This is a genomic window from Hyphomicrobium sp., from assembly GCF_009026145.1.
In the GTDB taxonomy this organism is placed as follows: domain Bacteria; phylum Pseudomonadota; class Alphaproteobacteria; order Rhizobiales; family Hyphomicrobiaceae; genus Hyphomicrobium_A.
In genome coordinates this window covers 75,659-102,100 of sequence record NZ_WBUE01000012.1, presented here as the reverse complement: position 1 = coordinate 102,100, position 26,442 = coordinate 75,659, and the positions used below count along the sequence as shown (strand labels likewise).

Annotated in this window: 20 protein-coding genes and 1 pseudogene; 4 read left to right on the top strand and 17 right to left on the bottom strand. The window is 66.4% G+C overall.

Annotated elements, in window-relative coordinates:
• Positions 1 to 437, bottom strand: a pseudogene (locus F9K20_RS11415) (hypothetical protein); the annotation flags it as partial.
• An 88-nt stretch (positions 438 to 525) separates the two neighbouring features.
• Between F9K20_RS11415 and gltX the strand changes: the two are divergent.
• On the top strand, positions 526 to 1,965 hold the full coding sequence (gene gltX / locus F9K20_RS11410; RefSeq protein WP_291001435.1) for a glutamate--tRNA ligase: 1,440 nt from the start codon (positions 526 to 528) through the stop codon (positions 1,963 to 1,965).
• 310 nt (positions 1,966 to 2,275) lie between these two features.
• Complete coding sequence (gene gltA, locus F9K20_RS11405; RefSeq protein WP_291001432.1) at positions 2,276 to 3,592, top strand: citrate synthase; 1,317 nt, start codon at positions 2,276 to 2,278, stop codon at positions 3,590 to 3,592.
• 62 nt (positions 3,593 to 3,654) lie between these two features.
• On the opposite strand, the gene lpxB is transcribed toward gltA, so the two are convergent.
• The 14 genes from lpxB to F9K20_RS11335 form a co-directional block, all read right to left on the bottom strand.
• The gene (lpxB, locus tag F9K20_RS11400; RefSeq protein WP_291001429.1) at positions 3,655 to 4,911 is read right to left on the bottom strand and encodes a lipid-A-disaccharide synthase; all 1,257 of its coding nucleotides are present in this window, start codon (positions 4,909 to 4,911) and stop codon (positions 3,655 to 3,657) included.
• Positions 4,908 to 6,200, bottom strand: coding sequence for an LpxI family protein (locus F9K20_RS11395; protein ID WP_291001426.1), 1,293 nt, complete (start codon positions 6,198 to 6,200; stop codon positions 4,908 to 4,910). The genes lpxB and F9K20_RS11395 overlap by 4 nt, the downstream gene beginning before the upstream one ends.
• An 8-nt stretch (positions 6,201 to 6,208) precedes the next feature.
• Complete coding sequence (lpxA, locus tag F9K20_RS11390) at positions 6,209 to 7,006, bottom strand: acyl-ACP--UDP-N-acetylglucosamine O-acyltransferase (RefSeq protein WP_291001454.1); 798 nt, start codon at positions 7,004 to 7,006, stop codon at positions 6,209 to 6,211.
• A gap of 1 nt (position 7,007) precedes the next feature.
• Positions 7,008 to 7,520 carry a 3-hydroxyacyl-ACP dehydratase FabZ gene (fabZ, locus tag F9K20_RS11385; RefSeq protein WP_291001423.1) on the bottom strand — a complete coding sequence of 171 codons (513 nt, stop codon included), beginning with the start codon at positions 7,518 to 7,520 and terminating at the stop codon, positions 7,008 to 7,010.
• A gap of 43 nt (positions 7,521 to 7,563) precedes the next feature.
• Positions 7,564 to 8,613, bottom strand: a complete 1,050-nt coding sequence (gene lpxD, locus F9K20_RS11380) for a UDP-3-O-(3-hydroxymyristoyl)glucosamine N-acyltransferase (protein WP_291001420.1) — start codon at positions 8,611 to 8,613, stop codon at positions 7,564 to 7,566.
• 95 nt (positions 8,614 to 8,708) lie between these two features.
• On the bottom strand, positions 8,709 to 11,012 hold the full coding sequence (gene bamA / locus F9K20_RS11375) for an outer membrane protein assembly factor BamA (RefSeq protein WP_291001417.1): 2,304 nt from the start codon (positions 11,010 to 11,012) through the stop codon (positions 8,709 to 8,711).
• A 260-nt stretch (positions 11,013 to 11,272) separates the two neighbouring features.
• Positions 11,273 to 12,433: an RIP metalloprotease RseP gene (gene rseP / locus F9K20_RS11370; protein WP_291001451.1), complete on the bottom strand. Its 1,161-nt coding sequence runs from the start codon at positions 12,431 to 12,433 to the stop codon at positions 11,273 to 11,275.
• Positions 12,434 to 12,577: 144 nt separating this feature from the next.
• Positions 12,578 to 13,819: a 1-deoxy-D-xylulose-5-phosphate reductoisomerase gene (locus F9K20_RS11365; RefSeq protein ID WP_291001414.1), complete on the bottom strand. Its 1,242-nt coding sequence runs from the start codon at positions 13,817 to 13,819 to the stop codon at positions 12,578 to 12,580.
• Entirely contained in the window at positions 13,820 to 14,677 is an 858-nt protein-coding gene (locus F9K20_RS11360) for a phosphatidate cytidylyltransferase (protein WP_291001411.1), read from the bottom strand.
• An 8-nt stretch (positions 14,678 to 14,685) separates the two neighbouring features.
• The gene (locus F9K20_RS11355; protein ID WP_291001408.1) at positions 14,686 to 15,444 is read right to left on the bottom strand and encodes an isoprenyl transferase; all 759 of its coding nucleotides are present in this window, start codon (positions 15,442 to 15,444) and stop codon (positions 14,686 to 14,688) included.
• A 71-nt stretch (positions 15,445 to 15,515) separates the two neighbouring features.
• Positions 15,516 to 16,079, bottom strand: coding sequence for a ribosome recycling factor (gene frr, locus F9K20_RS11350; RefSeq protein WP_291001405.1), 564 nt, complete (start codon positions 16,077 to 16,079; stop codon positions 15,516 to 15,518).
• Positions 16,080 to 16,179: 100 nt separating this feature from the next.
• On the bottom strand, positions 16,180 to 16,926 hold the full coding sequence (gene pyrH / locus F9K20_RS11345) for a UMP kinase (protein ID WP_291001402.1): 747 nt from the start codon (positions 16,924 to 16,926) through the stop codon (positions 16,180 to 16,182).
• 292 nt (positions 16,927 to 17,218) lie between these two features.
• Complete coding sequence (tsf, locus tag F9K20_RS11340; RefSeq protein WP_291001398.1) at positions 17,219 to 18,145, bottom strand: translation elongation factor Ts; 927 nt, start codon at positions 18,143 to 18,145, stop codon at positions 17,219 to 17,221.
• Positions 18,146 to 18,231: 86 nt separating this feature from the next.
• Positions 18,232 to 19,218 (bottom strand): 30S ribosomal protein S2, encoded by a 987-nt coding sequence (locus tag F9K20_RS11335; RefSeq protein ID WP_291001395.1) that lies wholly within the window; start codon positions 19,216 to 19,218, stop codon positions 18,232 to 18,234.
• 202 nt (positions 19,219 to 19,420) lie between these two features.
• Between F9K20_RS11335 and F9K20_RS11330 the strand changes: the two genes are divergently transcribed.
• A complete protein-coding gene (locus F9K20_RS11330) occupies positions 19,421 to 20,203 on the top strand; it encodes an RMD1 family protein (protein ID WP_291001392.1) in 783 nt (260 codons plus the stop codon).
• A 258-nt stretch (positions 20,204 to 20,461) separates the two neighbouring features.
• Here F9K20_RS11330 and F9K20_RS11325 read toward each other — a convergent pair whose 3' ends face one another.
• Complete coding sequence (locus F9K20_RS11325; RefSeq protein WP_291001389.1) at positions 20,462 to 21,274, bottom strand: hypothetical protein; 813 nt, start codon at positions 21,272 to 21,274, stop codon at positions 20,462 to 20,464.
• Between the two features lie 261 nt (positions 21,275 to 21,535).
• On the opposite strand from F9K20_RS11325, the gene F9K20_RS11320 reads away from it, so the two are divergent.
• Entirely contained in the window at positions 21,536 to 22,825 is a 1,290-nt protein-coding gene (locus F9K20_RS11320; RefSeq protein WP_291001386.1) for a hypothetical protein, read from the top strand.
• On the opposite strand, the gene dnaE is transcribed toward F9K20_RS11320, so the two are convergent.
• Complete coding sequence (gene dnaE, locus F9K20_RS11315; protein WP_291001384.1) at positions 22,812 to 26,387, bottom strand: DNA polymerase III subunit alpha; 3,576 nt, start codon at positions 26,385 to 26,387, stop codon at positions 22,812 to 22,814. The genes F9K20_RS11320 and dnaE overlap by 14 nt on opposite strands.
• Positions 26,388 to 26,442: the final 55 nt, after the last annotated feature.

Sequence of the window (26,442 nt, the reverse complement as noted above, 5' to 3'; positions counted from 1 at the left end):
CGCTCCGTCTCGGCCAGATCGCCGAGCGCCGTGACGCGCAGCGTTAGCCGCTGGCCGCCCGCGGGGCGCGGCTCGATGAGCTCGACCCATCCACGCACCTCGACGCTATTGAGCTGTCGCGCGAGCACCGGCGCGCGCACCCACTCGACGCGCAGCTTGGCGAGCGCCAGGCCGAACGCCACGGCGATGAGCCCCGCGATGAGGAGCGATAGCAATGGCGTGCGAGGCGTGCCGGAGGCGCGCCAGGCCAGCACGACGAGGAGCGGCACCAGCGCCGTCGGCACGGAGGGCTCGACCGGCAAAGCAAAGTACGCGCCGATGCCGCAGCCGATGAGTACCGGCAGCCAGCAGAACCAGCGCTCCTGCTCGGCTTCGAGCCGGCGCGCCAGAGCCGCCAGCAAACCGCCGCCATTGTCGCTGCCGGCCGTCCCCAGCATATCCGCCCCCGGCGCCCCTTACCCGTCCCGGCTAAGCATGCTACATCGCCGGCTGATCTCCCGCATCTCAACGCCAATCGATAACAAGATGACCGAGAAGACACGCAACGGCGGCGCGCCGGTCGTGCGCTTTGCCCCATCGCCCACCGGCTATCTGCACATCGGCGGCGCGCGCACCGCCCTGTTCAACTGGCTCTACGCCAAGGGCCGCGGCGGCAAGATCCTGCTGCGCATCGAGGATACCGATCGCGAGCGCAACAACCCGGCGGCCGTGGCGGCAATCCTCGACGGCCTCAAGTGGCTGCAGCTCGACTGGGACGGCGACACCGTCTCGCAGTTCGCCCGCGCCCAGCGCCACCGGCAGGTGGCCGAGGAGCTGCTCGCCCGCGGCCGCGCCTACAAGTGCTGGCTGACGCCGGCCGAGCTCGACAAGATGCGCGAGGAGGCGCAGGCGGAGAAGCGCCCGCTCACCATCCGCTCGCCCTGGCGCGACCGCGACCCTTCCGAGGCGCCCGCGGGCGTTCCCTACGTCATCCGCCTCAAGGCCCCGCGCGAGGGCGAGACGGTGGTCGACGACCTGGTGCAGGGCCGTGTCGTGTTCGCCAACAAGGAGCTCGATGACCTCATCATCCTCAGGAGCGACGGCAATCCGACCTACAATCTCGCCGTCGTCGTCGACGACCACGACATGAAGATCACGCACATCATCCGTGGCGTCGACCACCTGACCAACGCCGCGCGCCAGACGCAGATCTACCAGGCCATGGGTTGGCAGGTGCCGCTCTTTGCCCATGTGCCGCTCATCCACGGGCCCGACGGCGCCAAGCTGTCGAAGCGCCACGGCGCCCTCGGCGTCGAAGCCTACAAGGAGATGGGCTACCTGCCGGCGGCGCTGCGCAACTACCTCGCGCGTCTCGGCTGGAGCCACGGCAACGACGAGATCATGTCGACCTCGCAGATGCTCGACTGGTTCGACCTCAAGGACATCAACCGCGCGGCGGCGCGCTTCGACTTCGCCAAGCTCGAGGACCTCAACGGCCACTACATCCGTTCGGCCGACGATCAGGAGTTGCTGCTACGCATCGAGGACCTGCTGCCCTACCTGCCGGGCGGCGCGGCGATCACCGAGCGCCTCGATGCCAACATGCGCGCCAAACTGCTCATCGCCATGCCGGGCCTCAAGGAGCGGGCCAAGACGCTGGTCGAGCTGATCCACGGCGCCGAATTCCTGTTCGCCGACCGGCCCTTAGCGCTCGACGAGAAGGCGCAGAAGCTGCTCGATGTGGAGGGCCGCCAAACGCTGAACAAGCTGCTGCCCAGGCTGGAGGCCGCCAGTCGCTGGTCGGCCACCGAGCTGGAGGCGATCGTGCGCAGTTATGCCGAGGCGGCGGGGGCCAAGCTCGGCAAGGTGGCGCAGCCCTTGCGCGCCGCGCTCACCGGTAAATCTGTGTCGCCGCCGGTGTTCGACGTCATGGCCGTGCTGGGGCGCGAGGAGGCGCTGGCCCGCATCCGCGACCAGGCCACTTAGGGCCGGCGCCTGTTGCACCCTGCCACGCTAGGGGGACATTGGTAGGGTTCCGCTGATCAGGCAGATGGCATACGGAACTTGGCCTGTCCGGGGAGCGTTCGCTGCGGTGCGGCGCGCCTTTCGAGGTAGCTATGTTGCGCTGCAAAAGTAGTGTAGCATGGCCTCACTACACGCGGCAGAAGCCGTATTTGCCGTATCGACCACAAGTAAGACGCTCATAGGGGAACGCTGCTTGAGAACCTCGCCGGAAGGCCTCCTCCGAGTGCTCGCAACCCATTCCCTCTGCCGGGTATCATAGGATTTCCGCGCCATGAACGTTCACGAAATAGCGCCCAAGACCGAGGAACGCACCGCCGAGCTTTCGCTCGAAGGCAAATCGACCACGATGCCGGTGCGCAGCGGCACGCTGGGGCCCGACGTGATCGACGTCGGCAAGCTCTACCGCGACACCGGCTGCTTCACCTACGACCCCGGCTTCACGTCGACGGCCAACTGCATGTCGCGCATCACCTATATCGACGGTGATGATGGCGTGCTGCTCTATCGCGGCTATCCGATCGACCAGCTGGCGGAGCAGTCGAACTTCCTCGAGGTCTGCTACCTGCTCCTGCATGGCGAGCTACCGAACAAGGAGCAGTACGACGGCTTCCGCGCCACCATCACGCGTCACACGATGCTGCACGAGCAGATGACGCGCTTCTTCACCGGGTTCCGGCGCGACGCGCATCCGATGGCGGTGATGGTCGGCACGGTCGGCGCATTGTCGGCCTTCTATCACGACTCGACCGACATCAACGATCCCGAGCAGCGCGCCGTGGCCAGCCATCGCATGCTGGCGAAGATGCCGACCATCGCCTCGATGGCCTACAAGTATTCCATCGGCCAGCCGTTCATCTATCCGCGCAACGACCTCGACTTCACCACCAACTTCCTACAGATGTGCTTCGCCATTCCGTGCGAGCCGTACATCGCCAACCCGGTGCTGACGCGCGCCCTCGACCGCATCTTCATCCTGCATGCCGACCACGAGCAGAACGCCTCGACCTCGACGGTGCGCCTGGCCGGCTCCTCGGGCGCCAACCCCTTTGCCTGCATCGCCGCCGGCATCGCTTGCCTGTGGGGCCCGGCGCACGGCGGCGCCAACGAGGCGGCGCTCAACATGCTGACCGAGATCGGCACCGTGGATCGCATTCCCGAGTTCATCAAAAAGGCGAAGGACAAGAACTCCGGCTTCCGCCTGATGGGTTTCGGCCACCGCGTCTACAAGAACTACGATCCGCGCGCCAAGGTGATGCAGAAGACCTGCCACGAGGTGCTGGACGCGCTCGGCATCAGGAACGAGCCGCTGCTCGCGGTGGCCATGGAGCTGGAGCGCATCGCGCTGCAGGACGAGTACTTCATCGAGAAGAAGCTCTATCCGAACATCGACTTCTACTCCGGCATCACGCTGCGCGCGCTTGGCTTCCCCGTCTCGATGTTCACGGTCTTGTTCGCCATCGCTCGCACCGTCGGCTGGATCGCGCAGTGGAAGGAGATGATCGAGGATCCCGAGCAGCGCATCGGGCGTCCGCGCCAGCTCTACATGGGCGCCACGGAACGCAACTACGTGCCGATCGATCAGCGCTGATCGCGCGCTTGCGAGATCTTCGGGGGCTAGCGACGGCCGACGGCTCGCACCGCCGGCCGTCGTCACATCTGCCGGCGGCCATGCGCGGCGTAGTCGAGCACGATCTCGGCCGCAAAGTCGCTGGGAGTGCCGCCATCGAGCAACATCTTGGGCGGAATGCGGGCCAGCGCGGCGAGCTGAGCGCGGCGTTCGGGGGTATCGCGCAACAGCTGCTCTAAAGCGCTGGCCAGATTCTGCGGCGTGCACTCCTCCTGCAGGAACTCGGGAAAGACATTTTCCTCGAGCACGAGGTTGGCGAGCACCACCGAGGGCACGTTGAGCAGGAAGCGCAGGCGCGCCGCTACTGCATCGACCTTGTAGGCGACGACCATCGGCGTGCCGGCGAGCGCCAGCTGCAACGTCACCGTCCCGGACGCGGCCAGCGCCGCGTGCGCCAGCTTGAAGGCGCGGAACTTGTCCTCCTCGCCCTCGATGAGGTGCGGCTTCACCGTCCATGACTGCATGTGCCGCTCGATGAACGCGCGCACGTGCGGCACGACCGGGATGATCACCTGCGGACGGATGCGGCGGGCATGCAGCAGCTCCAGCGCCTCGCCGAACGGACCCATGAGGCGCGTCACCTCGGAGGCGCGGCTGCCCGGCAACACGACGAGGACGAGACGGCCGGGATCGAGCTTGAGACGCTCGATCAGCGGCGCGGCATCGAGGTCGTGCAGCCAGTCGAGGCGCTCGATGAGCGGATGGCCGACGTACGTGCACGGCGGCCCGCCGAGGCGCTGGTGCACGGCCGGCTCGAATGGCAACAGCGCCAGCACGTGATCGACGTAAGGGCGCATCTTGCGCGCCCGCCCGGGGCGCCACGCCCACACGCTTGGCGACACGTAGTCGATGATGGGAACGAACGGCAAGCGCTTGCGGATGCGCTTGGCGATGGGATGCGTGAACTCCGGTGCGTCGATGATGACGACGGCATCGGGCTCGGCGGCGACGGCGGCGTCCACCGTGCGGTAGACGCGCGCCATGATGCGCGGCAGGCGCGGCAGGATCGACAATGGTCCCATGACGGCGACGTCGGAAAGCGGGAACTGGGAGGCGAGGCCGGCGCGCTCCATGTCCTCGCCGCCGACGCCGAGATAGTGAATGCGCCCTTTGCACTGGGCACTGAGCGCGCTCATCAGCTTGCCGCCCAGCGCATCGCCCGAGTGTTCGCCGGCGACGAGGAAGATGCGCAGGTCGTCGCGGCCGGCGGCAGGCCCCCCCTTGCCGATGCGTCCCGACGTGGCGGGCCGTGCAGCCGCGGCGCGGTCGGTGAGGCTCATGCGCTGCCTCCCGGGTGGGGCGCGGCAATGAGAAACAGCCGGTGCCGGTCGGCGAGTGCTACGCCGTGTGCGAGCTCGTCGGCCGAGCGACCGAGCACCGCGATACCGGCGAGGTGCGCCGCGGCGGCAGCGGAGATGACCGAGTTAAGATCGGCGGCGACGGCTCCGGAGACGACGGCGACGGCCGCGCGCCGCCCCCAGTGGCGGCGCCCCCACTGATGCAGGCTGCCGGAGCGGGCGATGAGCGACGCGATACCCTCGCCGCACTCGATGGCCAGCACGTGGCCGCGGTCGATGACCGTGCCGCCGCTCATCCGGAATGGCCTCAAAGCACTGAGCAGCGCGGCACCCCTTGTCGCATCGGCGATCTGGCGCGGGCTGGCCGACACCCTGCCGAGCCTCACGAACGACACCTTCGGCGCGGCCGACGCGACGGCGATGCCGCGGTCGACGGCACCTTTTACAAACAGCCCGCCCGCGTCGGCACTGCGGATGAGCTCGCCGCGCTCCAACGCGATGGCGCCCTTGGCCAGCACGGCGATGCCGCGCAAGCTTGCGGCCAACGCGCGCTCCACGGTCCCCGGTCCGATGGCCGGCATGTCGACGCGCATTTCCTGGCGGGGTTTCGGGCGCTTGACGAGCACGCCGCGGCGGGGGCCGACACCACCCTCGGGCCGATGCCGCTGCAGCGCCAGACGCGCCAGCATGGCGTCGGTATTCTCGGCGCCCTCGATCGCCTCGATGCGCCCGTCGGTGACGACCACCGCCTGCCCGACGTCGAACGGCCCCAGCGCGCGCACGACGTCGAACCCGCGCGCGATGTCGACCATCTCGTGCGCGTCCGCGTGCAGCGCGCCGAGCGCGCCCTCCTCGACCAGCAGGGAAGGCGCAACATCGACCGGCGAGACGACCTTGAAGCCCTTGCTTTCGAAAAAGCGCACGACCCGGCTCAACACGCTATCGTCGCCCGTGGACCTGACGACGCGCGCGATGGCCGGAAGATTGAGGAAAAAGCCGAGGTCCGGCTTGATGGCCGAAAGATCCGGCCGGCGCACGGAGCCGACAATCACCAGCTCAGTGGCGCCGGCGTTGCGCAGCGCACGCACCATGCCGCCGATCTGCGCCCAGCCCACCCTGGTGAGCGGGAAATCGCTCAAATCGCGGTCGGCTTCGCCGATGATCGACACGATGTGCACTGTCCCACCGCTCGCCCTGACGTGCTCGGCGATCTCGCGCGGCAGACTCCCGCCGCCCGCCACGATGCCGACGACGCGCAGCGAGCCCGGCATCTTTTACCTCAAGCCTCGGCCGCTTCTTTCGGCGTGCACAGGCTGCGCTTGCCGCCGGCGCGAATGAACGCGAGGATTTCTTGCACGATCGGCTGACCGGCAAACTCCTGCGCCACGTCCTCGGTTCGCTCGGCGAGCGTCCCCTCGGCGGCGAACAGCAGCCGGTAGGCGCGGCGCAAATCGTGGATGTCATTGCGCGAGAAGCCACGGCGCTGCAATCCGACGATGTTGAGGCCGGAGAGATGCGCTCTGTTGCCGAGCGCCATGCCGTAGGGAATGAGGTCGTTCTCCAGCCCCGACATGCCGCCGAGAAACGAATGCGCGCCGACGCGGGCAAACTGGATCACCGCCGCGCCGCCGCCGAGGATGGCGAAGTCGCCAACCGTGCAGTGCCCGGCCAGCATGACGTTGTTGGAGAAGATGACGTTGTTGCCGACGTGGCAGTCATGCCCGACGTGCGAGTTGGCGAGGAAGGCACAGCGGTCGCCGATGGTGGTCGACATGCCGCCGCCCTCGGTGCCGGGATTGAGCGTCACCCCCTCGCGGATCATGCAGTCGGCGCCGACCGCGAGCGTCGAAGCTTCGCCGTGGTACTTGAGATCCTGCGGCTGATGACCGATGGAGGCGAACGGGAAGATGCGCGTGCGCGCGCCGATGCTGGTGCGGCCGGTGACAACGACGTGGCTCATCAGCTCGACATCGTCGCCCAAAGTGGCGTCGGCGCCGATGACGCAATAGGGGCCGATCTTCACCCCTGCGCCGAGCTTGGCGCCCGCCTCGATCACCGCCGTCGGATGAGCGGTCATCTCACCCATTTTTCGCCGCCGCGCCTGCCGCGAACGCGCGCGCCTCGGCGGTGTCGGCGAGCATGGCGCTCACCTCGGCCTCGGCCACCGTCGCCCCGTTGACCTTCGCCTCGCCGAAGAAGCGCCAGACGCGCCCGCGGTTGCGGATCTTCTTGACGTGGTAGTGGATCTGATCGCCCGGCAGCACCGGCTTGCGGAACTTGGCGCGGTCGATGCCCATGAAGTAGACGAGCTCGGCGCGGTAGTCCTCGCCGAGCGAGTGCACGCACAGCGCGCCAGCAGTCTGCGCCAGACCCTCGATGATGAGCACCCCCGGCATCACCGGGTACTGCGGAAAGTGGCCCTGGAAGAACGGCTCGTTGATGGTGACGTTCTTGACGCCAACGCAGCTCGAATCTCCGTCCATGTCGTAGATGCGGTCGAGCATCAGGAAGGGATAGCGGTGGGGTAGCAGCTTGAGCACACGGATGATGTCCGCCGTCGCCAGCGCCGTCTTCGCTTTGGCTTCACCCATGTCGTTCATGCCTCTTCGACCTCTTACACTGCCGGCCCGCAAACTACGCCTCGTCGGCATTATCCTTCCCGCCGCGCTTGGCCAAGCGGGTGAGTAGGGCGACCTCGCGAGCCCACTGCGTCAGCGGACGGCCCGGCGTACCGCCGATGCGGCCCCCCGGGGGGACATCCTTTGTCGGGTGCGCGGTGCCTGCGATCTGGGCACCGGTGCCGATCTTGATGTGCCCAACCGTACCGGACTGACCGCCCATGACGACGAAATCGCCCAGCTCCGTCGAGCCCGAAATTCCAGTTTGCGCAACGATCACGCAATGGCGTCCGAGGACGACGTTGTGCCCGATCTGGACCAAATTATCAATTTTGCTGCCCTCGCCGATGACGGTGTCCTTAAGGGCCCCCCGGTCGATGGCCGAATTGGCGCCGATCTCGACGTCGTCCTGGATGATGACGCGGCCGATCTGCGGCACCTTGAAGTGGCCGCGCCCGCTCATCGCGAAGCCGAACCCGTCCTGGCCGATGCGCACCCCGGTATGGATGATGACCCGGTCGCCTATCAGGGCGTGGGCGACGGTGGCGAGCGGGCCGATGTAGCTATCGCGGCCGATGGTTACGCGGTAGCCGACCACCGCGCCGGCGGCGATGCGGGTGCCGCGGCCGATGCGGGCCTCGGCGCCGACAATGGCGCCGGGCTCGATAATGACGCCCTCCTCGAGCTCGGCGGTCGGATCGATGCGCTGCTCGCGCCCGCCCGGGGCGGCCTGCGAATGGCGCGACTCCGGATAGAACAGCATCAGCGCCTGGGCGAAGCCGCGGTAGGGATCGGGCGTGACCAGCTTTCCGGTTGTATCAGGAACCCGCGCAGCGAACGCCGGCAGCACCAGGCAGGCGCCGGCGTGCGTCGCCTTGAGCTGCTCGGCGTACTTGCGGTTGTTGAAGAACGAAAGGTCGCGCGGCCCGGCGTCGGTGAGGGTGCGCACGTCCTCGATCATCTTATCGGCGGCGGTTGCCCCTGGCGCCAGCTCGGCACCCGTCGCCTTGGCGATATCCGCCAATGAGAACGGCCCGGCCCGCCTGAAGAATCCGGGATGCTCCATGCCGTGACCCGACGCTCCATCAATTGCTGCCAATTGCACGGAGGCGGCGCTCCGCTACGCACACGGAGGTCTTCTTAGCACCGAACGGGCGACGATTAGAACTTCGTCGCCGCGCCGAAGCGGAAGAACTGCTCGTCGTCGTAGGATTCCTTGGTGAGAACCTTGGCGAAGTCCATGCGGATGGGGCCGACCGGCGAGGCCCACATCAAGCTGGCGCCGACCGAGGAGCGGATCTTGGAGCTGTCGGCAAGGCAGACTTGCGAGGTGTCGCCCGCAGAACAGCCCTGCGGCACTCCGTTGATGCTCGCGCCCCACAACGAGCCCGCGTCGGCGAACACGGCACCGGAAATGCCCAGGTCGTCGGGCACGAACGGAATGGGGAAGCGGACCTCCGCCGTCGTCGCCCAGTAGTACTGGCCGCCGAGCGCGTCGCCGGTGTTCAAGTCGCGCGGGCCGTAGCCGGCACGGTCGAAGCCGCGCACCGTCTCACCGCCCTTGAAGAACAGGTCGATGAGGCGGATGTCCTGGCCGCCCCAGCCGGAGATCGAGCCGCCGACGGCGCGGGCGACGAAGGTGATGTTGTCGGTGATCGGGTAGTAGCCCCGGGCTTCCGCCGCCAGGCTGATGTACTGCACGTCGCCACCGAGGCCGGCGAAGTCGGCGCCGGTCTGGAACCACAGACCCTTGGTCGGATTCTTCGGGTCGTTGCGCAGGTCGTAGGTGAGCGTGGTGCCGACCAGCGAGGTGTATGACGTGCCCTCGGCTTGCCGGATCGCCTGCGAGGCGTAATCGCTCACGTTGAAGATCTGGTCGCGCGAGGCCGTGTAGGCGGTCTGCATCCACAGCTTCTCGGACAGCGGGAAGCCGAGCCGCAAGCTGCCGCCGGTACGGCGGCTCTCGAAGCCCGACTGGCTGGTCTGGTCCACCTCTTTGTGGAACAGGTCGAAGCCGGCGGCGAGGTTGCGGTCGAGGAAGCGCGGCTCGGTGAAGCTCAAGTTCACCTGCAAGCGCTCGAGCGAGCCGGACAGCTGCAGGCGCAAGAACTGGCCGTTGCCCATCAGGTTGCGCTCGGTGATGGAAACATCGCCGATGACGCCTTCCGCCGTCGAGTAGCCGGCGCCGAAGGACAATTCGCCGGTGGACTGCTCGACCAACTCCACGTCGAGGACGACGCGGTCCTGGGCGCTGCCGGGGCGGCGCTTGACCTCGACCGCCTTGAACAGGCCGAGGTTGGTGAGGCGCTTCTTGGCCTGATCGACCATCAGCGGGTTGTAGGCGTCGCCTTCCGCCACCTTGAACTCGCGCCGGATGACGTAGTCCTTGGTGCGCGTGTTGCCGGTGACGTTGATGCGCTCGATGTAGACGCGCGGACCTTCCTCGATGACGTAGTTGAGCGCGATCTTGCGCGTCACCGGATCGGGCACCGCCTGTGGGCGGACGCGGGCGAAAGCATAGCCGTCTTGCGACACGGCGAGGGTCAGCTTCTCGACCGACTTGTCGATCAACTGCGCGTTATAGGTGTCGCCTTCGTCGGTCAGGACATCGCCCTTGAACTTGCTCGGGTCGATGGAGGCGACGGTGCTCTCGATGTTGCTGCCGCCGAACTCGTACTGCTCGCCTTCCTCGATCGAGTAGGTGATGAAGAAGCCCGAGCCGTCGCGGTCGAGCTCGGCGTTGGCCGCCGTCACCTGCACATCGGCATAGCCATTCTTCAGGTAGTACTGGCGCAGCAGCTCGCGATCGAGGCTCATGCGGTCGGGATCGTAGACCGCGGTGCCCTTCAAGAAGTCGAACCAGCCCTTCTCGGTCGTCGAGACGACGTCGCGCAGCTGGCTGTCGGAGAAGGCTTTGTTGCCGACGAAGTGAATGCCCTTCACCTTGGTGGCGGCACCCTCGTTGATCTCGAACACGAGATTTACGCGGTCCTGCTCGAGCTCGATGATCTTCGGCTCCACCGTCGCCGCATAGCGGCCCTGACGGCGGTAGACGTCGAGCACGCGCTGCACATCGGCTTGGACGCGGGCGCGGGTGAACACCGAGCGCGGCTTGAGCTGCACCTCGTTGCGCAGCGTCTCGGTGTCGATCTCGCTGTTACCCTCGAAGGCGACCTGGTTGATGACCGGGTTCTCGACGATGGTGACGATGACGTCGGCGCCCGAGCGGTCGATGCGCACGTCGGAGAACAGGCCGGTGGCGAACAGCGCCTTGATGGAGCCGTCGACCTTAGCCGGGTCATAGGGGCTGCCGACGGAGAACTGTAGGTACGAGCGAACCGTCTCCGGTTCGACCCGCTTGTTGCCTTGGACGTTGATGGCCCGGATGGTAGCGCCCTGGGCTTGGGCAGGTACGGAGTACAATGCGCCGCCGACGCACACACCCCCCGATGAGATGACCGCCACAAGCAACGCTAGGTGACAGACTCTCACCGCAATGGCTCGGACCACAGGCATTCGTGACTATGCCCTCGTTATTGCCGAACTCCCCCTCGGTGGCGGATCCCGTCGGCTTCGGGACACCGCACCGCATGACTAACACGTGCACATTGGAAACTGGCTAGTGAGCCTGATTCTTCTTGTGAGCGCACTCCCCTGTGTACAGCCGTTCTTAACGATTCAGAAAGGGGTGTGGAAGTGGCAAGATTACGTCACTGAACACCATTTCAGCCGGCACCGGTCCATCCCCGCCACACCCGCAATAAATCGTTCAAATTCACGTACACCATCAGCATCAGCACGAGCGCCACGCCGATCTGGAATCCGATCTCCTGCATGCGCCGGCTCATGGGTCGCCGAAGCACCCCTTCGATGGCGTAATAAACAAGATGTCCACCATCCAACACCGGGATCGGCAGTAGGTTGAGAAAGCCGATGTTGGCCGAGATGAAGGCGATCCAGCGCAACAGCGGCTCGATGCCTCCCTCGGCCACCCGGGCGGTCACCTGCGCCATCAGGATGGGGCCACCCATTTGGTCGGCGGCCTGGCGCTGCGTCACAATGTCAGCGATGCCCTGCAAGGTGTGGGCGATGTTGGTGTAGGTCTCGCGGATGCCGAGCCGCAGGGCCTCGAGCGGGCCGACGGACTTGGCCTCTTTCAGCCCGGCGACGCTCGAGGGCGCGATGCCGATCAGCCCGCGCCGGAACGTGCCGCCGAAGCTGTCGCTCTGCTCGCGCACCTCAGGCGTGACCTCGAGCGTCAGCTTCTCGCCGCCGCGGTTGATGCCGAATTTGAGCGGCCGCCCGCCGTTAACCCCGACGACGCGCTGGATGTCCTCGAACCCTTCAATAGTCCAGCCATCGATGCTGGTGATCACGTCCCCGGGCTTGATGCCGGCCGCGGCGGCCGGCATTCCGACCTTCACCTCGCCCACCGTGGGGGTGATCGTGCGCACGCCGAAGGCCAAGTTGACCGCGGCATAAACCGCTATCGCCAAAACGAAATTTGCCATGGGACCGGCGGCGACGACGGCCGCGCGCTGCCACAGAGGCTTGTTCTGGAAGGCACCCGCGCGCTCGGCCGCCGACATGCGCTCCAGCGCCTCCGCGGAGGGCTGGCTGGCGGCGTTCTCGTCGTCGACGAACTTCACGTAGCCGCCGAGCGGGATCCAGGCGAAGCGCCAGCGGGTCCCCTTCTTGTCGGTGAAACCGAAGATTTCCTTGCCGAAGCCGATGGAGAACGTCTTGACCGTGACGCCGCACCAGCGCGCGACGATGAAGTGCCCGAACTCGTGGACGAAAACCACGATGGTCAGCACCACAAGGAACTGCAGAATGGTGAGCAGCACCCCCGGCATCGAGGTGGCTACGTTGGCCAGCGTGAGCATTTCTCTCCTATCTCTCGTGGGGCCGCCGGGAGCGCCCCGGCGGCAGCCGCGAATCCGGTGAGGATACGCGGGAAAAACGGCAATTTCGGCGCCCGTCCCCAACTCGATCGCGGCTGCGCCGCGCGCGCCCGGGAGGGCGGCCAACTAGACATAGCGACCAAGCAGGGATTGTGCCAGCCGGCGCCCCTCGGCGTCGGCGGCGAGGACGTCGCTCAGGGTATCGGCGGCAGTGACGAGGCCCTTTGCCTGCGCGGCTTCCATGGTGTCGGCGACGTTGCGAGCGATATCGAGAAAACCGATTTGGCGGGCAAGAAAGGCCTCGACGGCGATTTCATTGGCGGCACTGAGGATGGCGGGCGCCGTGCCCCCCTTTGCCAGAGCATCGCGTGCGATGGTTAACGCCGGGAAACGCGCCGCATCGGGCTCTTCGAAGCTGAGGCTGCCGACCGCGGCGAGGTCGAGGCGCCGCGTCGGCGCCTTCATGCGTTGCGGCCAGGAGAGGGCGAGGGCGATGGGCGTGCGCATGTCGGGAAAGGACATCTGGGCGATCACCGAGCCGTCGGTGTAGCTGACGAGGCAATGCACGATCGACTGCGGGTGAATGACGATGCCGAGCTGCCCGGCGCTAACGGGGAACAGGTGATAGGCCTCGATCAGCTCCAGGCCTTTGTTCATCAGCGTTGCGGAATCGACGGTGATCTTGGCGCCCATCGACCAGTTGGGGTGGCGCAGCGCCTGCTCCGGGGTGGCGTGTTGGAGTTGCTCGCTGGTCCAGGTGCGGAACGGGCCGCCCGACGCGGTGAGCACGATGCGCTCGATGCTCTCGGGCGCGGCGCCGGCCAGCGCCTGCAGCGCCGCCGAGTGCTCGCTGTCGACGGGAAGCAGTTCGGTGCCGGCGTCGGCGACGGCGGCCATGAACACCTCGCCGGCGGAGACGAGGCATTCCTTGTTGGCGAGCGCCAGACGGCGTCCCTGGCGGGCGGCCTCGAAGGTCGGCTCGAGACCGGCGGCGCCGACGATCGCCGCCATGACGCAGTCGGCCGGCTCGGCGGCAGCCGCAATGACGGCTTGCGGGCCGGCCGCGGCGCGGATGCCGGTGCCGGCCAGCGCCGTCTGCAGCTCGGCATAGCGTGCCGGATCGCCGATGACGGCAAGACGCGCGTGCGTGCGCCGCGCCGCCTCGGCAAGGCTCGTGACGTTGTTTTGCGCCGTCAGCGCGATGATTTCGAACGCCTCGCGATTGCGCTCGACGAGATCGAGCGTGCTTTGGCCGATGGAACCGGTGGCACCGAGAATGCTGAGCGAGCGGCGCGCCACACCGGGCCCGTTGGTCGGAACAGGGCCGGCCGAGACGGTGCGCACCGTGCCTCTTCGCGATGACTGCATCTATACGCCGAACAAAAGTGCGCGCGCCGGGGCGTGCGGGTCGATGGCCAGGGCCAGCAGCGCGGCCGCCACCGCGGCGGCGACGATGCTGTCCATGCGGTCCATGAAGCCGCCATGGCCGGGGATGAGGTCGCTGGCGTCCTTGAGGTTGAACAGGCGCTTGAGCGCGGATTCCGCCAGGTCACCGGCCTGCGCGACGAGCGACAGAGCGATGCCGACGAGGATGAGCCGCGCCGGACCCGCTTCCGGCTCGAGCACCGCGATGACGGCGGCGGCGAGGCCGCCTGCGCACAGCGCGCCAATAAGACCCGCCCACGTCTTGTTGGGCGACACGCGCGGCCACAGCTTGGGTCCGCCGATACTGCGGCCGGCGGCGTAGGCGGCGGTATCGGATGCCCAGACGACAGCGAAGATCAGCAGCACGGCGGCAAATCCGAACGGCTCGTCGCTGCGCAGCCACAGCAGCGCCACGGCGGGAAGGCCGACGTAGAAGACCCCAAGTGCCGACAGGCGCGCGCCGCGACCGACGTAGAGCGGCACCAGGATGATGGCGGCGATGGCGAGCGCGGCAAGGGCCAGCGCCGCGTAGCCGGCAGCGGCCAGCACGATGGCCGTCGTGACGGCGGCAGCATGCACAAAGTAGCCGAAGTCGAATGTGGCGCCGCGCACCAGGCGCCCCCATTCCCAGCTGATGACGAGCGCGCAGACGAGAACGAGAACGGCGAAGGGCAGCGGCCCGGCATAGGCCAGCGCAAAGGCGACAATGGCGAGCACCGCGCCGGAGACGATGCGTAGCCTTAGATTGCTCGACAGCCAGGGCATGCCGCCCACCCCGGTAGCTACGACGTTGTCGGGCATGGCATGCCTCACATGACCGAATGTCTGGAGCGGCCGCCGAACCGGCGTTCGCGCGCGCGATAGCGGGCAATCGCCTCCTCCAGCAGCTCGCGGCCGAAGTCGGGCCAGTAGGCATCGAGAAACACGAACTCGGTATAGGCGCACTGCCAGAGCAGGAAGTTGGAGATGCGCATCTCGCCGCTGGTGCGCACGAGCAGATCGGGGTCGGGGATGCCGGCGGTGTCGAGCGCGCCGCCGAGCCGATCGACGGTGATGTCGGCCGGCTTCAGCGTCCCGGCCGCGACCTGCTCGGCAAGAGCGCGCGCCGCCTTGGCTATCTCGGCGCGGGCGCCGTAGTTGAAAGCGATGATCAGCGTGATGGCCTGGTTGTCGCGCGTCAGCTCGATGGCCTCGTCGATGAGCGTCATCAGCTCGGGATCAACGTTGGTGCGCTCGCCGATGACGCAGATCTTGACCCCGGCCTGATGCAGCTCGGCAAGATCGCGGCGGATGAAGCGCTTCATGAGGCCCATGAGATCGTCGATCTCGTCGACCGGTCGCGACCAGTTCTCGGACGAAAAGCTGTAGAGCGTGAGATAAGGAATGCCCAGTTCGATCGCCGCGCGCACCGTGCGCCGCACCGCCTCGACGCCGTTGCGGTGGCCGACGGCGCGCGGCAGGCCGTGCTTGCTGGCCCAGCGTCCATTGCCGTCCATGATGATGGCGATGTGCCGCGGTTGAGCGTCGTCCCGCTCGGGCGGTGCTGGCTTTGTCTTGATTTCCGTCACCGGCGATTAGGCTTTCGGTTGCAGGGGGCGCGAAGCCGAGGATAACGGGATTACCGCTGTTCTCAAAGACTTCAGACCTTGTGGATCTCCGCCTCCTTGGCGGCTAGCGTATCGTCGATCTCCTTGATCAGGCGATCGGTGAGCTCCTGCACCTTGGCGGACGACTTGTGGTGGTCATCCTGGCTAATTTTGTGATCCTTCTCCAGCTTCTTGAGAAGGTCCATGCCCTCACGGCGCACGTTGCGCACGGCGACGCGGCCGTGCTCGGCGTATTTGTGCGCCAGCTTGGCGAGCTCGGTGCGGCGCTCGGCGGTGAGCGTCGGGATCGGCAAACGCAGCAGCGCGCCATCAACAATCGGATTGAGCCCCAGGTTGGCCTCGCGGATCGCTTTGTCGACGGCGGAGACGTTGCCCTTGTCCCACACCTGCACCGAGATGGTGCGTGGCTCCGGCACCGAGACGGTCGCCACCTGGTTGAGCGGCATCTTGGAGCCGTAGACGCTGACCTGGATGGGGTCCAACAGGTGCGCGCTGGCGCGCCCTGTGCGCAATCCCGACAACTCGCGCTTCAGAGCTTCGATCGAGCCGCGCATGCGCTTCTCGAGATCGTTGAGATCAAACGTACCGCTGGGCATTGTCGTCTCCTTCGGCGCGCGGGCGGGAGCAATTCAGCTTCGCCGCCACCAGTGTGCCAGGTCAATTACTTCGCCGGAGCGCGCGCCGATGCAAAACCGGTCATTCGATGACGGTCGCCCGCCCATCGCCGCGCAACACTTTCAACAGGTTGCCCGGCTCCTCGATGGAAAAGACAATTACCGGAAGTCCGTTGTCGCGAGCAAGGGCGATTGCGGCGCCGTCCATCACCTTGAGATCGCGCGCTAAAACCTCGGAATACCCGAGTCTGTCGAAGCGCTTGGCGTGCGCGTTCGTGCGCGGATCGCTGTCGTAGACGCCGTCGACCTTGGTGGCCTTGGCCACCGCCTGGCAGTCCATCTCGATGGCGCGCAGTGTCGCCGCCGTATCGGTGGTGAAGAAAGGGTTGCCGGTGCCGGCGGCGAAGATGACGACGCGGCCGGACTTCATGTGATGCAGCGCCTTGGGGCGCACGTAGCTCTCGCACACCGTCGGCATCGGAATGGCGGAGAGCACGCGCGCCGGCGTGTTGGCGTTCTCCAGTGCGTTCTGCAGCGCCAGCGCATTCATCACCGTCGCCAGCATGCCCATGTAGTCGGCGGTGGCGCGCTCCATGCCCTTGGCAGCGCCGGCGAGGCCGCGGAAGATGTTGCCGCCGCCGACGACGACGGCGATCTCGGCCCCGGCGGAGACGGCCTCGGCGATCTCGCGCGCCAGGCGCTCGACGACCGCCATGTCGATGCCGAACTCGCCCTTGCCCATCAGGGCTTCGCCGGAGAGCTTCAGGAGAAGCCGCTTGTAGACGAGCCCGGATGCGCCGCCCGCCCCGGTCGTCGCTGCAGCTGCCATGACCGCCTCCTCGTTTGCGCCGCGGTGCAGCCGGGGGCCGCAGGCCGGCCGGCGATCCTAACTAGCGCGCCGGGCGGGGATTCGCCTAGTGTCCCGATCTCGACGTTCGCCCGTGGTTGCTGCTGGGTTCCGGAGCGAACGTCGAGATCAAGGGGACACTAGGACCATAGACTCGCTAGTGTGATTCAGATCGAGGAATTCGCTCGATACCTCGCAGCCGATGATGGCGAATTTCTCGATCATCACACTAGAGCGCGCCCCTCTCAGGGCGCGCTCGACAGGCGCTGTTGCATTAGTTGCTGGCGCCGACGGCGGCAGCCACCTCGGCGGCGAAGTCGTCTTCCTTCTTCTCGATGCCCTCGCCGAGCGCGTAGCGCACGAAGCCGGTCACCTTCACCGGTCCGCCGACCTTGCCTTCCGCCTCCTTCACGGCCTGCGCCACGCTCTTGGAGGGGTCGTGGATGTAGGCCTGATCGAGCAGGCAGTTGTCCTTGGCGTAGCTCTTCATGCCGCTGGCGACGATCTTCTCCATGACCTGCGGCGGCTTGCCCTGGTTCTTGTCGGCGAGGATCGCCTTCTCGCGCGCGAGCGTCTCGGCCGGCACGCCGGCGAGATCGAGCGCCACCGGGTTGGTGGCGGCGACGTGCATGGCGATCTGGCGCGCCAGCGCGGCGAGCTCGTCGGCGTTCTTGCCGGACGACTCGAGCGCCACGAGCACGCCGATCTTGCCGAGGCCAGGGGCGACCTGGTTGTGCATGTAGGAGCCGACGACGCCGGACGGGACCTCGAGCGTCGCGGTACGGCGCACGCTCATGTTCTCGCCGATGGTGGCGATGAGCTCCTTCACCTGATCCTCGACGGTGATCTTCTTGCCCGGATAGGTGGCGGCCAGCAGCTTGGCCACGTCGCCCTTCGCCTGGCCGGCGAGCGAAGCGATGTTGGTCACCATCTCCTGGAACTGCTCGTTGCGGGCGACGAAGTCCGTCTCCGAGTTGACCTCGACGACGGCACCCATCTTGCCCGAGGCGGCGATGCCAATGAGGCCCTCGGCGGCGACGCGCCCGGCCTTCTTGGCCGCTTTCGACAAGCCCTTCTTGCGCAGCCAGTCGATGGCCGCCTCGATGTCGCCCTTCACCTCGGTGAGCGCCGCCTTGCAGTCCATCATGCCGGCGCCGGTCTTTTCGCGCAGTTCCTTCACGAGACTCGCGGAAATCGTCATGGATCAGCTCATTAGCTTGGCGGGCGCCCATAGCACATGGCATGGGGGCGCCCGCGGGTTGGCAGATGGGTGAGGCGTCCGGCCGCTCAGGCGGCGGCCGATTCGACCAGTTTCTTGGCCTGCTCCGTCCACTTCTCGGTGCCGATCTGGCCCTTCAGTCGGAGCTTGCGGTCGAGCGCCGCAGTCTGCTCGGCGTCGAGATCGGCGATCTGCCAGAAGTGGAAGACGCCGGCGTCGTTGAGACGCTGCTCGAGCTTCGGCGTGATGCCGGTGATGCGCTTCAGATCATCGGCTTCGCCGCGCGGCGCCTCGATGCCCTTGAAGACGGCGGGGAGGCTCTCGCTCGGAGGTGCCTCGGAGGCACCGACGTCCACTCCGGCCGCCGTCTGGCTGCGCTCCAGGCCGTCGAGCGCGGCGCGCGCGACGAGATCGCAGTAGAGCGTGATGGCGCGGCCGGCGTCATCGTTGCCCGGGATCGGGAAGTCGATGCCGTCGGGATCGCAGTTGGTGTCGACGATGGCGACGATCGGAATGCCGAGCTTGCGCGCCTCCTGGATGGCGATGCTCTCCTTGTTCGTGTCGATGACGAACAGAAGGTCCGGCGTGCCGCCCATGTCCTTGATGCCGCCCAGCGCCTGATTGAGCTTGTCGCGCTCGCGCGTCAGGTTGAGGACTTCCTTCTTGGTGCGTCCCTGCGGATCGGCGAGGATGTCGTCGAGCTGGCGCAGGCGGCGGATCGACTGGGAGATGGTCTTCCAGTTGGTGAGCGTGCCGCCGAACCAACGGTGGTTGATGAAGTATTGGGCGCTGCGCTTGGCGCTGTCGGCGATCGAGTCGGAAGCCTGCCGCTTGGTGGCGACGAACAGCACGCGCCCACCGTTGGCGACGGTGTCGGAGATCTTGACGAGGGCCTGATGCAGCATCGGTGTTGTCTGCGTCAGATCGATGATGTGGATGTTGTTGCGGGCGCCGTAGATGAAGGGCGCCATCTTGGGGTTCCAGCGATGCGACTGGTGACCGAAGTGCACGCCAGCTTCCAAAAGCTGACGCATATTGAACGCAGGAAGCGTCATGGGTAGTCCTTTTCCGGTTGTTCCTCCGCGGACCCATAGAGAACGGCAGCGCCGTCCACCGGAGCGCCAAGCGGGGCTTTCAATCCGCTTAGGCAGCGAGGTCCACGTGTGAGATGGCGCGCTTATAGAGTCTTGACCCGGAAATGACAAGCTGGAGGCCCGGCGTGGCTATCGTTAAGACCGTGGGGCGGCGGAAAGTGGCATGAACAACAAGGCAATACACGTCAGGGCGCTGCAGCTCGGCGAGCGCATCGACGTCAAGGGGCTGGAGCGCGAGGACGCTTTCTCGGCCGTCCCCCTCGCCTTCCGGACGAGCGGTGACGGCATCGCCGTGCTGTTCAAGTCCGGTGCGGCGGTGTTCATCGGCATGAACCCGGTCGACGAGGAGCAGCTCATCCGCGGCCTCGCCGACCGCATCATCGCGCCGCTCGCCGACCGCGAGACGGAGACGATACGGCTGATCGTCAAGCCGGAGGAGGACGCTCTCGTCTCACCCTCCGGCGATCTGCAGATCAAGTCGGCCGACCCCGATCGGCTGTTGCTCGTCGCCGAAGCCTTGGCGATGAGCGTTGCCTTCGCCTACGACGAGCGCCGCCTCGCGGCCGCCTTCGATCGCATCGACACCGTCGCCCAGTCGCTCAAGCATCGCCGGCTGCCGGCCGAGCCGCAGGGCGCGCTTTTGGAGCAGATCGGCGAAGCGTTGCTCATTCAGCAGCGGCTCGCCGCGCGCGTCGACCTCGACGAGAAGCCCGACGTGCTGTGGGACCACCCGGAGCTGGAGCGCTTCTGGGCGCGCCTCGTCGAGGAGTACGACCTCACCCAGCGCGGGCGCGCCATCTCGCGCAAGCTCGACGTCATCCGCGGCACGGCCGATACGCTCACCGATCTCTTCGCGACGCGCACTTCCCACCGGCTCGAGTGGTACATCATCGCGCTCATTGCCATCGAGATCGGCCTCAGCCTCTACGATAGATTTTGGAAGTAGTGACACGAGCTTCGACAAGCTTCGTGTGCGGGGCATGACGCGAGCTGATCACCGCGCCTAAGGCGCGGGGCCCCTTGGGCCCTGGCCGCCTTCGGCGGCAAGTGGAAGCTTGAGCGCGCTTCTTGGCCCGCGAAGCGGGCAAGGGCGCGTCATGGCGAAGCCATGCTCCGCATGGACGCGCCCCGGCGCGAGCGCCGGCCATCAGCTTGTGCGATGCTCACCGCATGCAATGCTTCTTTCCGCTCGTGTCGCGCAGAGCTACCGCGCAATCTCGGCGCGCTGGTCCTTGTGCGCGCGGCGCGGATGCGGCAGCGGCACCACCGCCGGCTGGTCGGAGCGGCTCGTTGCGCTCTCCAGCGGCAGGCAGCCCTTGAAGCGCGGCGCCGCTTCCTCGGTGAGGATGGCGATGGCGGTAAACCCCTTGCCGCTCCACTGCTGCAGCACGGCGACCCGCTCCTCGGGAAGCGCGATACGCCCGGCAGTGCCGACGCCCTCGCCCTCCCATACGTGCAAGAAGACGCAGCTGCCGCCCTTGGCGCCGCGCCGCGCCGGGTAATCGACGATCATGCCACGCTTCAAGCCCGGCACCGCCCCCATGTCCTCGCTGCTCTGCACCGATTTGGCGAGGCTCTTGTCGACGATCTTGCCGTAGAGGAGCGAGGTCGGGTCGTCGACGCAGACGCTCTTGCCGCGGCTGAGCTGCACATAGCCCTTGAGCTTGCTCGGCTCGAAGCCGAACGGCCCGGCGACGCGGAAGATTCCGGCCGGCGTGCGCTTGTCGCCCTCGCGCTTGATCGGCTCGTCTTTCCTGGCGAGGTGGTCGAAGTCCTCCGACCAGCCGATGCCGGTGCTGCCGACCACGGCCGGCTCCGGCAGCCCGCTGCGCTCCCACCGAGCCGCCGGCGATTTGCGCACGAAGGTATGCAGCGTCGCCTTGACGGCGGCCATGTCGGGGACAGTGACGATGATGAGACGCGTGGCGCGGTGCAGCGGCCGCGGGCAGTAGCCGGCGCCGGCGTCGGCGGCCAGGAACGCGAAGAGAGCGGCGGCACCAAGAGCTGAGCGGAGCACGGCTGGGAAGCCCTTTGCACAAATTGTATCGATTGGGTGCTGGGCCTCAGACTACATTTAGAATTCTAACACTTTCCCAACGCAACGCCGCGGAGGGCGCGGAGACCTGGCAACTGACAATTACCGTTGCATCAAAAACACACAGGAAATCATTTGCGCATCACATCCCCAAATAGCATTTACCAAACGTAAAGTGCTCAATTAGTCTGCCCCCGTTTATATATGATGTAACTCTATAACCCGCGTATCTTGGGGGCAAGAATGTTTGCGAGTTTGTTTCGCGCGATAGTTTCGCGCCACGGTGATTTGCGCCGATTTTCCGCACTCATTGCCGCAATCATTCCCGCCCTATGTTGCTCCGGCTGCGTCGGCTTTCTCGATGCCGAGCTCAACAACCGCGGCGGAATTGTCGATTTGAAGCTCGACGAGCGCTGGATACTGGCCGATACCAAGCAGATGCGCGTGTTGCGGGCCTACACCTTGATCGGCTCGCTAGCCCGCATGTCCCGCGAAAATTACTACAAGTCCGAAAGGCAGCTAATTGCACAGCATATAAACACTGCCGTGAATGTTTCCTTCGACGCCTTTGCTTGCGCATACGCTCGACCAGGAGATTGCGTCTATTTCGACGAACGAATGGCGGAATTGGAGGTGGCGGTGATCCGGCTCGCCGTTGCCGTGTTTTCCCAGCATGAAAATGAAAGCCTGGTGTCGCTCGTCATTTCTCAAGCCAGCGACACCGCCCCGCTGCTCAAAGCTTTGTCCAGCTTCGGCAAAGTTGTCGATGCCGTTTCTTCTTCGGCCGAGGTTGTCGCCAGCACGGGCAAACTCATTGAGGCCCTCCTCAATTTTGGAGAGGCCGCATACTTCGCCGGCCGCAGGGCCGGAGCGCTTTACCGCGACTCCATCGAGTTGACGATGATTGCGGTGCTCGGTTCTCTGGACGTGCAGTGCTCCGGCCCAGTCGCCGTTGCGGGACAGTTTAGGGATAGCAGTGAGGCGGAGCGGACCTACAATCAGTTCTACGGTGGGCTCGACCCGGCCTTGAGGCCCTGCATCACGCTGGCGCACGGCCTCAAGGCCTGGCGTCAGGGTTCAGGCGACCTTGCCGATTGGAAAGCGTTCCTCGCAACAGAGGTCTACCCCTACCGCATGTATATCATCCCGGGCGAGCTCGCTTTCATTCAAGCGTCAGATCTGGTGTGGCGCGCCTGCGAGCAGATTGCCGAGACGGAAGCGCAGCTGGCGACGTGCCTTGGACATCGCGGCACCGGGGCGACTAGGCGCGAGTGCGGTATCACTCGTGACGGCGACGCAAAGCCGAGCGTGGTAGAGGTCGAAGAGAATCCGCGGCTGGTAGCAAAAAGCACGAGGGAAGCGGTCTTCGAGGACATCCTACGCACCGACAGCTGCCGTCTGATCCTCTATGCCAAGACCTGGCTCTCACGTCAGAACCGGCGCGGCGGCGCCGATGCGCGGATCTACTGGCTCAGCATGCAGGGCCGCAACCATTTATCAAACCGGATTATGGGGCCGGTCACAGTTCACTGACCTCGACGACGCCGGGGGCGGTGGAGAGGATGCCGGCGCGGCCCGGGGAGACGTCGTAGCGGCCGGGCATCACGAACTCGACCTCGCGGCCACGGTCGGCGAGCGGCAGCACGAGATGCACCTCGCCCTTGCCGCCGGCCTTGAGGTGCGACCGTATCAGCGCCAGCGCGTCGGCATTCCTCTCGATCACGCGGCGGTCGAGCACCACCTTGAGACCGCGCTGCACGCTGGCCACGGCCTTGTCGAGCGACTCGATCCCCTCGATGCGCATCTTCACCGTGTCGCCGTCGCGCTCGGCCGCGACCGCAAGCTTGACGGGCGTGCCGGGCTCCAGAAGATCGCGCGCGGCGGCCAGCGTGTCGGAGAAGATCACCGCCTCGAACTGCCCGGTGGTGTCGGAGAACATGCCGAAGGCGAACTTGTTGCCCTTTTGCGATTTGCGCTCGCGCGCCGAGATGACGATGCCGGCGAGCGCGCCCGTGCACGAGCCGCGCTCGGTCATCGCCTCGAACTCGGCGTAGCGCTTGATGCCCAGCTTCTGCAGCGCCGGCTCGTATTGGTCGAGCGGATGGCCGGAGAGGTAGAAGCCGACGGCGTCGAACTCGTGGCTCAAGCGCTCCATCGGCGTCCAGGGTGTCGTCGGCCGCATGTCTAGGCCCCGGTCACCGGGAAAGGCATCTACGCCGGGAAAAAACGGCATGAAGAGATTGTGCTGACCGACGATGCCGTCTCGCTCGCGCTCCAGCGCTCGCCCGAGGATCTGATCGACGTTGGCAGCAACGAGCGCGCGGTTGGGCTCCAGCGCATCCAATGCACCAGCAGCGGCAAGCGTCTCGATGCCGCGCTTGTTGAGTGCTTTCGGATTGAGCCGCGCCGAAAAATCGGCGAGTGACTTGAAGGCTCCCTTCTCCTTGCGGTCCTCGACGATCGTCGCCACGGCGCTGGCGCCGATGTTCTTCAGGGCGGCGAGCGAGTAGCGGATGGCCCCCGCCTTGCCGGCCTCGCGCGCCGGCTCGGCGAGGAAGTCGACCTCAGAGGCGTTGACGCACGGCGGCTCCACCGCGATGCCGCTCCGCTTCGCCTCGGCGGCGAACATGGCGAGCTTGTCGGTGTTGCTCATGTCGAGCGTCATGGAGGCGGCGAGGAACTCCTCGCGGTAGTTCGCCTTCATAAAGGCGGTGTGATAGCTGACCAGCGCGTAGGCCGCCGCGTGCGACTTGTTGAAGCCGTAGCCGGCGAACTTGTCGACCAATTCGAAGATGTAGGTCGCCTCACTCTTCTTGACGCCCCGCGCCATGGCGCCCTCGACGAACTTGGCCTGATGGCGCGCCATCTCGACCTTGTCCTTCTTGCCCATGGCGCGCCGCAAGAGGTCGGCCTGGCCGAGCGTGTAGCCGCCCATCACCTGGGCGATCTGGATCACCTGCTCCTGGTAGATGATGACGCCGTAGGTCTCCTTCAGGATGCCCTCCAGCATCGGGTGCAGATAGTCGACCGGCTCCTCGTTGTGCTTGCGGTTGATGTAGGTGGGGATGTTATCCATGGGGCCGGGGCGATACAGCGCCACCATGGCGATGATGTCCTCGAAGCGGTCGGGCTTTAGGCGCTTCAAGCTCTCGCGCATGCCCGTGCTTTCCAGCTGGAACACGCCGACCGTGTCCGCCTTGGCGAGGAGCTCGTAGGATTTCCTGTCGTCGAGCGGCAGCTTGGCGAGGTCGATGTCCACGCCCCGACCGCGGCGGACGAGCTCGACCGCCTTCTGCAGCACGGTCAGCGTCTTCAAGCCGAGGAAGTCGAACTTCACGAGGCCCGCCGCCTCGACCAGCTTCCAGTTGAACTGGGTGACGGGCGAGTTGGATTTCGGATCGCGCGTCAGCGGCACCAATTCGACCAGCGGCCGGTCGCCGATGACCATGCCGGCGGCGTGCGTCGAGGCGTGGCGGTAGAGCCCCTCGAGCTTCTGCGCGATCTCGACCAGGCGCGCCACCATGGGGTCGGCCTCGATCTGCTCCTGCAGCTTCGGCTCGCCGGCGATGGCCTCGGGCAGCGTGACCGGGTTGGCCGGGTTGTTGGGCACCAGCTTGCACAGCCGATCGACCTGCCCGTACGGCATCTGCAGCACGCGGCCGACGTCGCGTAAGACGGCGCGCGCCTGCAGCTTGCCGTGGGTGATGATCTGCGCCACGCGGTCGTGTCCGTACTTGCCCTGCACGTAGCGGATCACCTCATCGCGCCGGTCCTGGCAGAAGTCGATGTCGAAGTCGGGCATCGACACGCGCTCGGGATTGAGGAAGCGCTCGAACAGCAGCCCGAAGCGTAAGGGATCGAGGTCGGTGATGGTCAGCGCCCAGGCGACGACCGAGCCGGCGCCGGAGCCGCGCCCCGGCCCCACCGGCACGCCCTGCGCCTTCGCCCACTTGATGAAGTCGGCGACGATGAGGAAGTAGCCGGGGAATTTCATGCGCGCGATGACGTCGAGCTCGTAGGCGAGCCGCTTCTCGTAGTCCTCGCGCGTGAAGCCCTCGGCGGGCGGGGAAGCGGCAAGGCGCGCGGTGAGCCCCTGCTCGGCCTGGCGGCGCAGCTCCTCGGCCTCGAGCTTGGCGACCTCCTCGGCGCTCAATTCCTTATCGGCGGCAACGAAGCGCGGCAGGATCGGCTTGCGGCCCTTGGGCCGGAAGGCGCAGCGCTTGGCGATCTCGATGGTGTTGTCGAGCGCCTCGGGGAGGTCGGCAAACACCTCGGCCATCGCCTCGGCGCTCTTGAAGTCGTGCTCGCGCGTGACGCGGCGGCGGTCGTCCTCGACCACGTAGCGGCCGGCGGCAATGCACAGCAGCGCGTCGTGCGCCTCATAATCGTCGGGCGAGGCGAAATAGGCCTCGTTGGTGGCGACGATGGGAATGTGCTTGGCGTAGGCGAGAGCCAAGAGTTGCGGCTCGACGTCGTGCTCGGACTTGAGACCGTGGCGCTGCATCTCGACGTACAGCCGGTCGCCGAACATCGTCTTGAGGCTATCGAGGCGCGCCTCGGCGAGCCCCCTCTGACTGTCACGCAGCGCCCGGTCGATCGGACCGTCGGGACCACCCGTCAGCGCGATCAGCCCGTCCGCGTGCGCGGCGAGCACGCTCGGCGTGGTGTGTGCCGCCTCGACATCGGCCGCATCGAGATGGGCGCGGGTGACGAGCTTCATGAGGTTGGCGTAGCCGGCCTCGTTCATCGCCAAGAGCGCGATGTTGCCATCGCCGGGGGCGCGTTGCACCGGCGTGCCGCGCTCGGTTGCGTCGTGGCGCCGATCCGCGAAATCGACCGTAAGCGTGACGCCGATGATCGGCTGGATGCCGGCGTCCGCCAGCTTGTCGGAAAACTCCAGCGCCCCGTAGAGGTTGTTGGTGTCGGTGAGACCGAGAGCGGGAAAGTTGTGCGCGGCGGCGAGCTTGGCCAGCTTGCCGATAGGCAGCGCGCCTTCGAGCAGCGAATAGGCGGAGTGCACTTTAAGGTGCACGAAGCGCGCGCGCACGGGCGCCGGAGGCTCTCCGGAAGCAGGCAGGCGAGTCGGGGCGTTCATGGCTTGTTAGATACGCTAACGGGCGCGTCAGCAAAACCAGCATGCACATCTGCGC

Bases quoted from the DNA above. Each gene is read 5' to 3' on its own strand.
- lpxA (WP_291001454.1), bottom strand. From the start codon at position 7,006: ATGACCGCTCATCCGACGGCGGTGATCGAGGCGGGCGCCAAGCTCGGC.
- pyrH (WP_291001402.1), bottom strand. From the start codon at position 16,926: ATGGCAGCTGCAGCGACGACCGGGGCGGGCGGCGCATCCGGGCTCGTC.
- F9K20_RS11320 (WP_291001386.1), top strand. From the start codon at position 21,536: ATGTTTGCGAGTTTGTTTCGCGCGATAGTTTCGCGCCACGGTGATTTG.
- F9K20_RS11365 (WP_291001414.1), bottom strand. From the start codon at position 13,819: ATGCAGTCATCGCGAAGAGGCACGGTGCGCACCGTCTCGGCCGGCCCT.
- tsf (WP_291001398.1), bottom strand. From the start codon at position 18,145: ATGACGATTTCCGCGAGTCTCGTGAAGGAACTGCGCGAAAAGACCGGC.
- lpxD (WP_291001420.1), bottom strand. From the start codon at position 8,613: ATGGAGCATCCCGGATTCTTCAGGCGGGCCGGGCCGTTCTCATTGGCG.
- F9K20_RS11335 (WP_291001395.1), bottom strand. From the start codon at position 19,218: ATGACGCTTCCTGCGTTCAATATGCGTCAGCTTTTGGAAGCTGGCGTG.
- fabZ (WP_291001423.1), bottom strand. From the start codon at position 7,520: ATGGGTGAAGCCAAAGCGAAGACGGCGCTGGCGACGGCGGACATCATC.
- lpxB (WP_291001429.1), bottom strand. From the start codon at position 4,911: ATGAGCCTCACCGACCGCGCCGCGGCTGCACGGCCCGCCACGTCGGGA.
- gltX (WP_291001435.1), top strand. From the start codon at position 526: ATGACCGAGAAGACACGCAACGGCGGCGCGCCGGTCGTGCGCTTTGCC.
- F9K20_RS11330 (WP_291001392.1), top strand. From the start codon at position 19,421: ATGAACAACAAGGCAATACACGTCAGGGCGCTGCAGCTCGGCGAGCGC.
- F9K20_RS11395 (WP_291001426.1), bottom strand. From the start codon at position 6,200: ATGCCGGGCTCGCTGCGCGTCGTCGGCATCGTGGCGGGCGGCGGGAGT.
- rseP (WP_291001451.1), bottom strand. From the start codon at position 12,433: ATGCTCACGCTGGCCAACGTAGCCACCTCGATGCCGGGGGTGCTGCTC.
- F9K20_RS11360 (WP_291001411.1), bottom strand. From the start codon at position 14,677: ATGCCCGACAACGTCGTAGCTACCGGGGTGGGCGGCATGCCCTGGCTG.
- gltA (WP_291001432.1), top strand. From the start codon at position 2,276: ATGAACGTTCACGAAATAGCGCCCAAGACCGAGGAACGCACCGCCGAG.
- frr (WP_291001405.1), bottom strand. From the start codon at position 16,079: ATGCCCAGCGGTACGTTTGATCTCAACGATCTCGAGAAGCGCATGCGC.
- dnaE (WP_291001384.1), bottom strand. From the start codon at position 26,387: ATGAACGCCCCGACTCGCCTGCCTGCTTCCGGAGAGCCTCCGGCGCCC.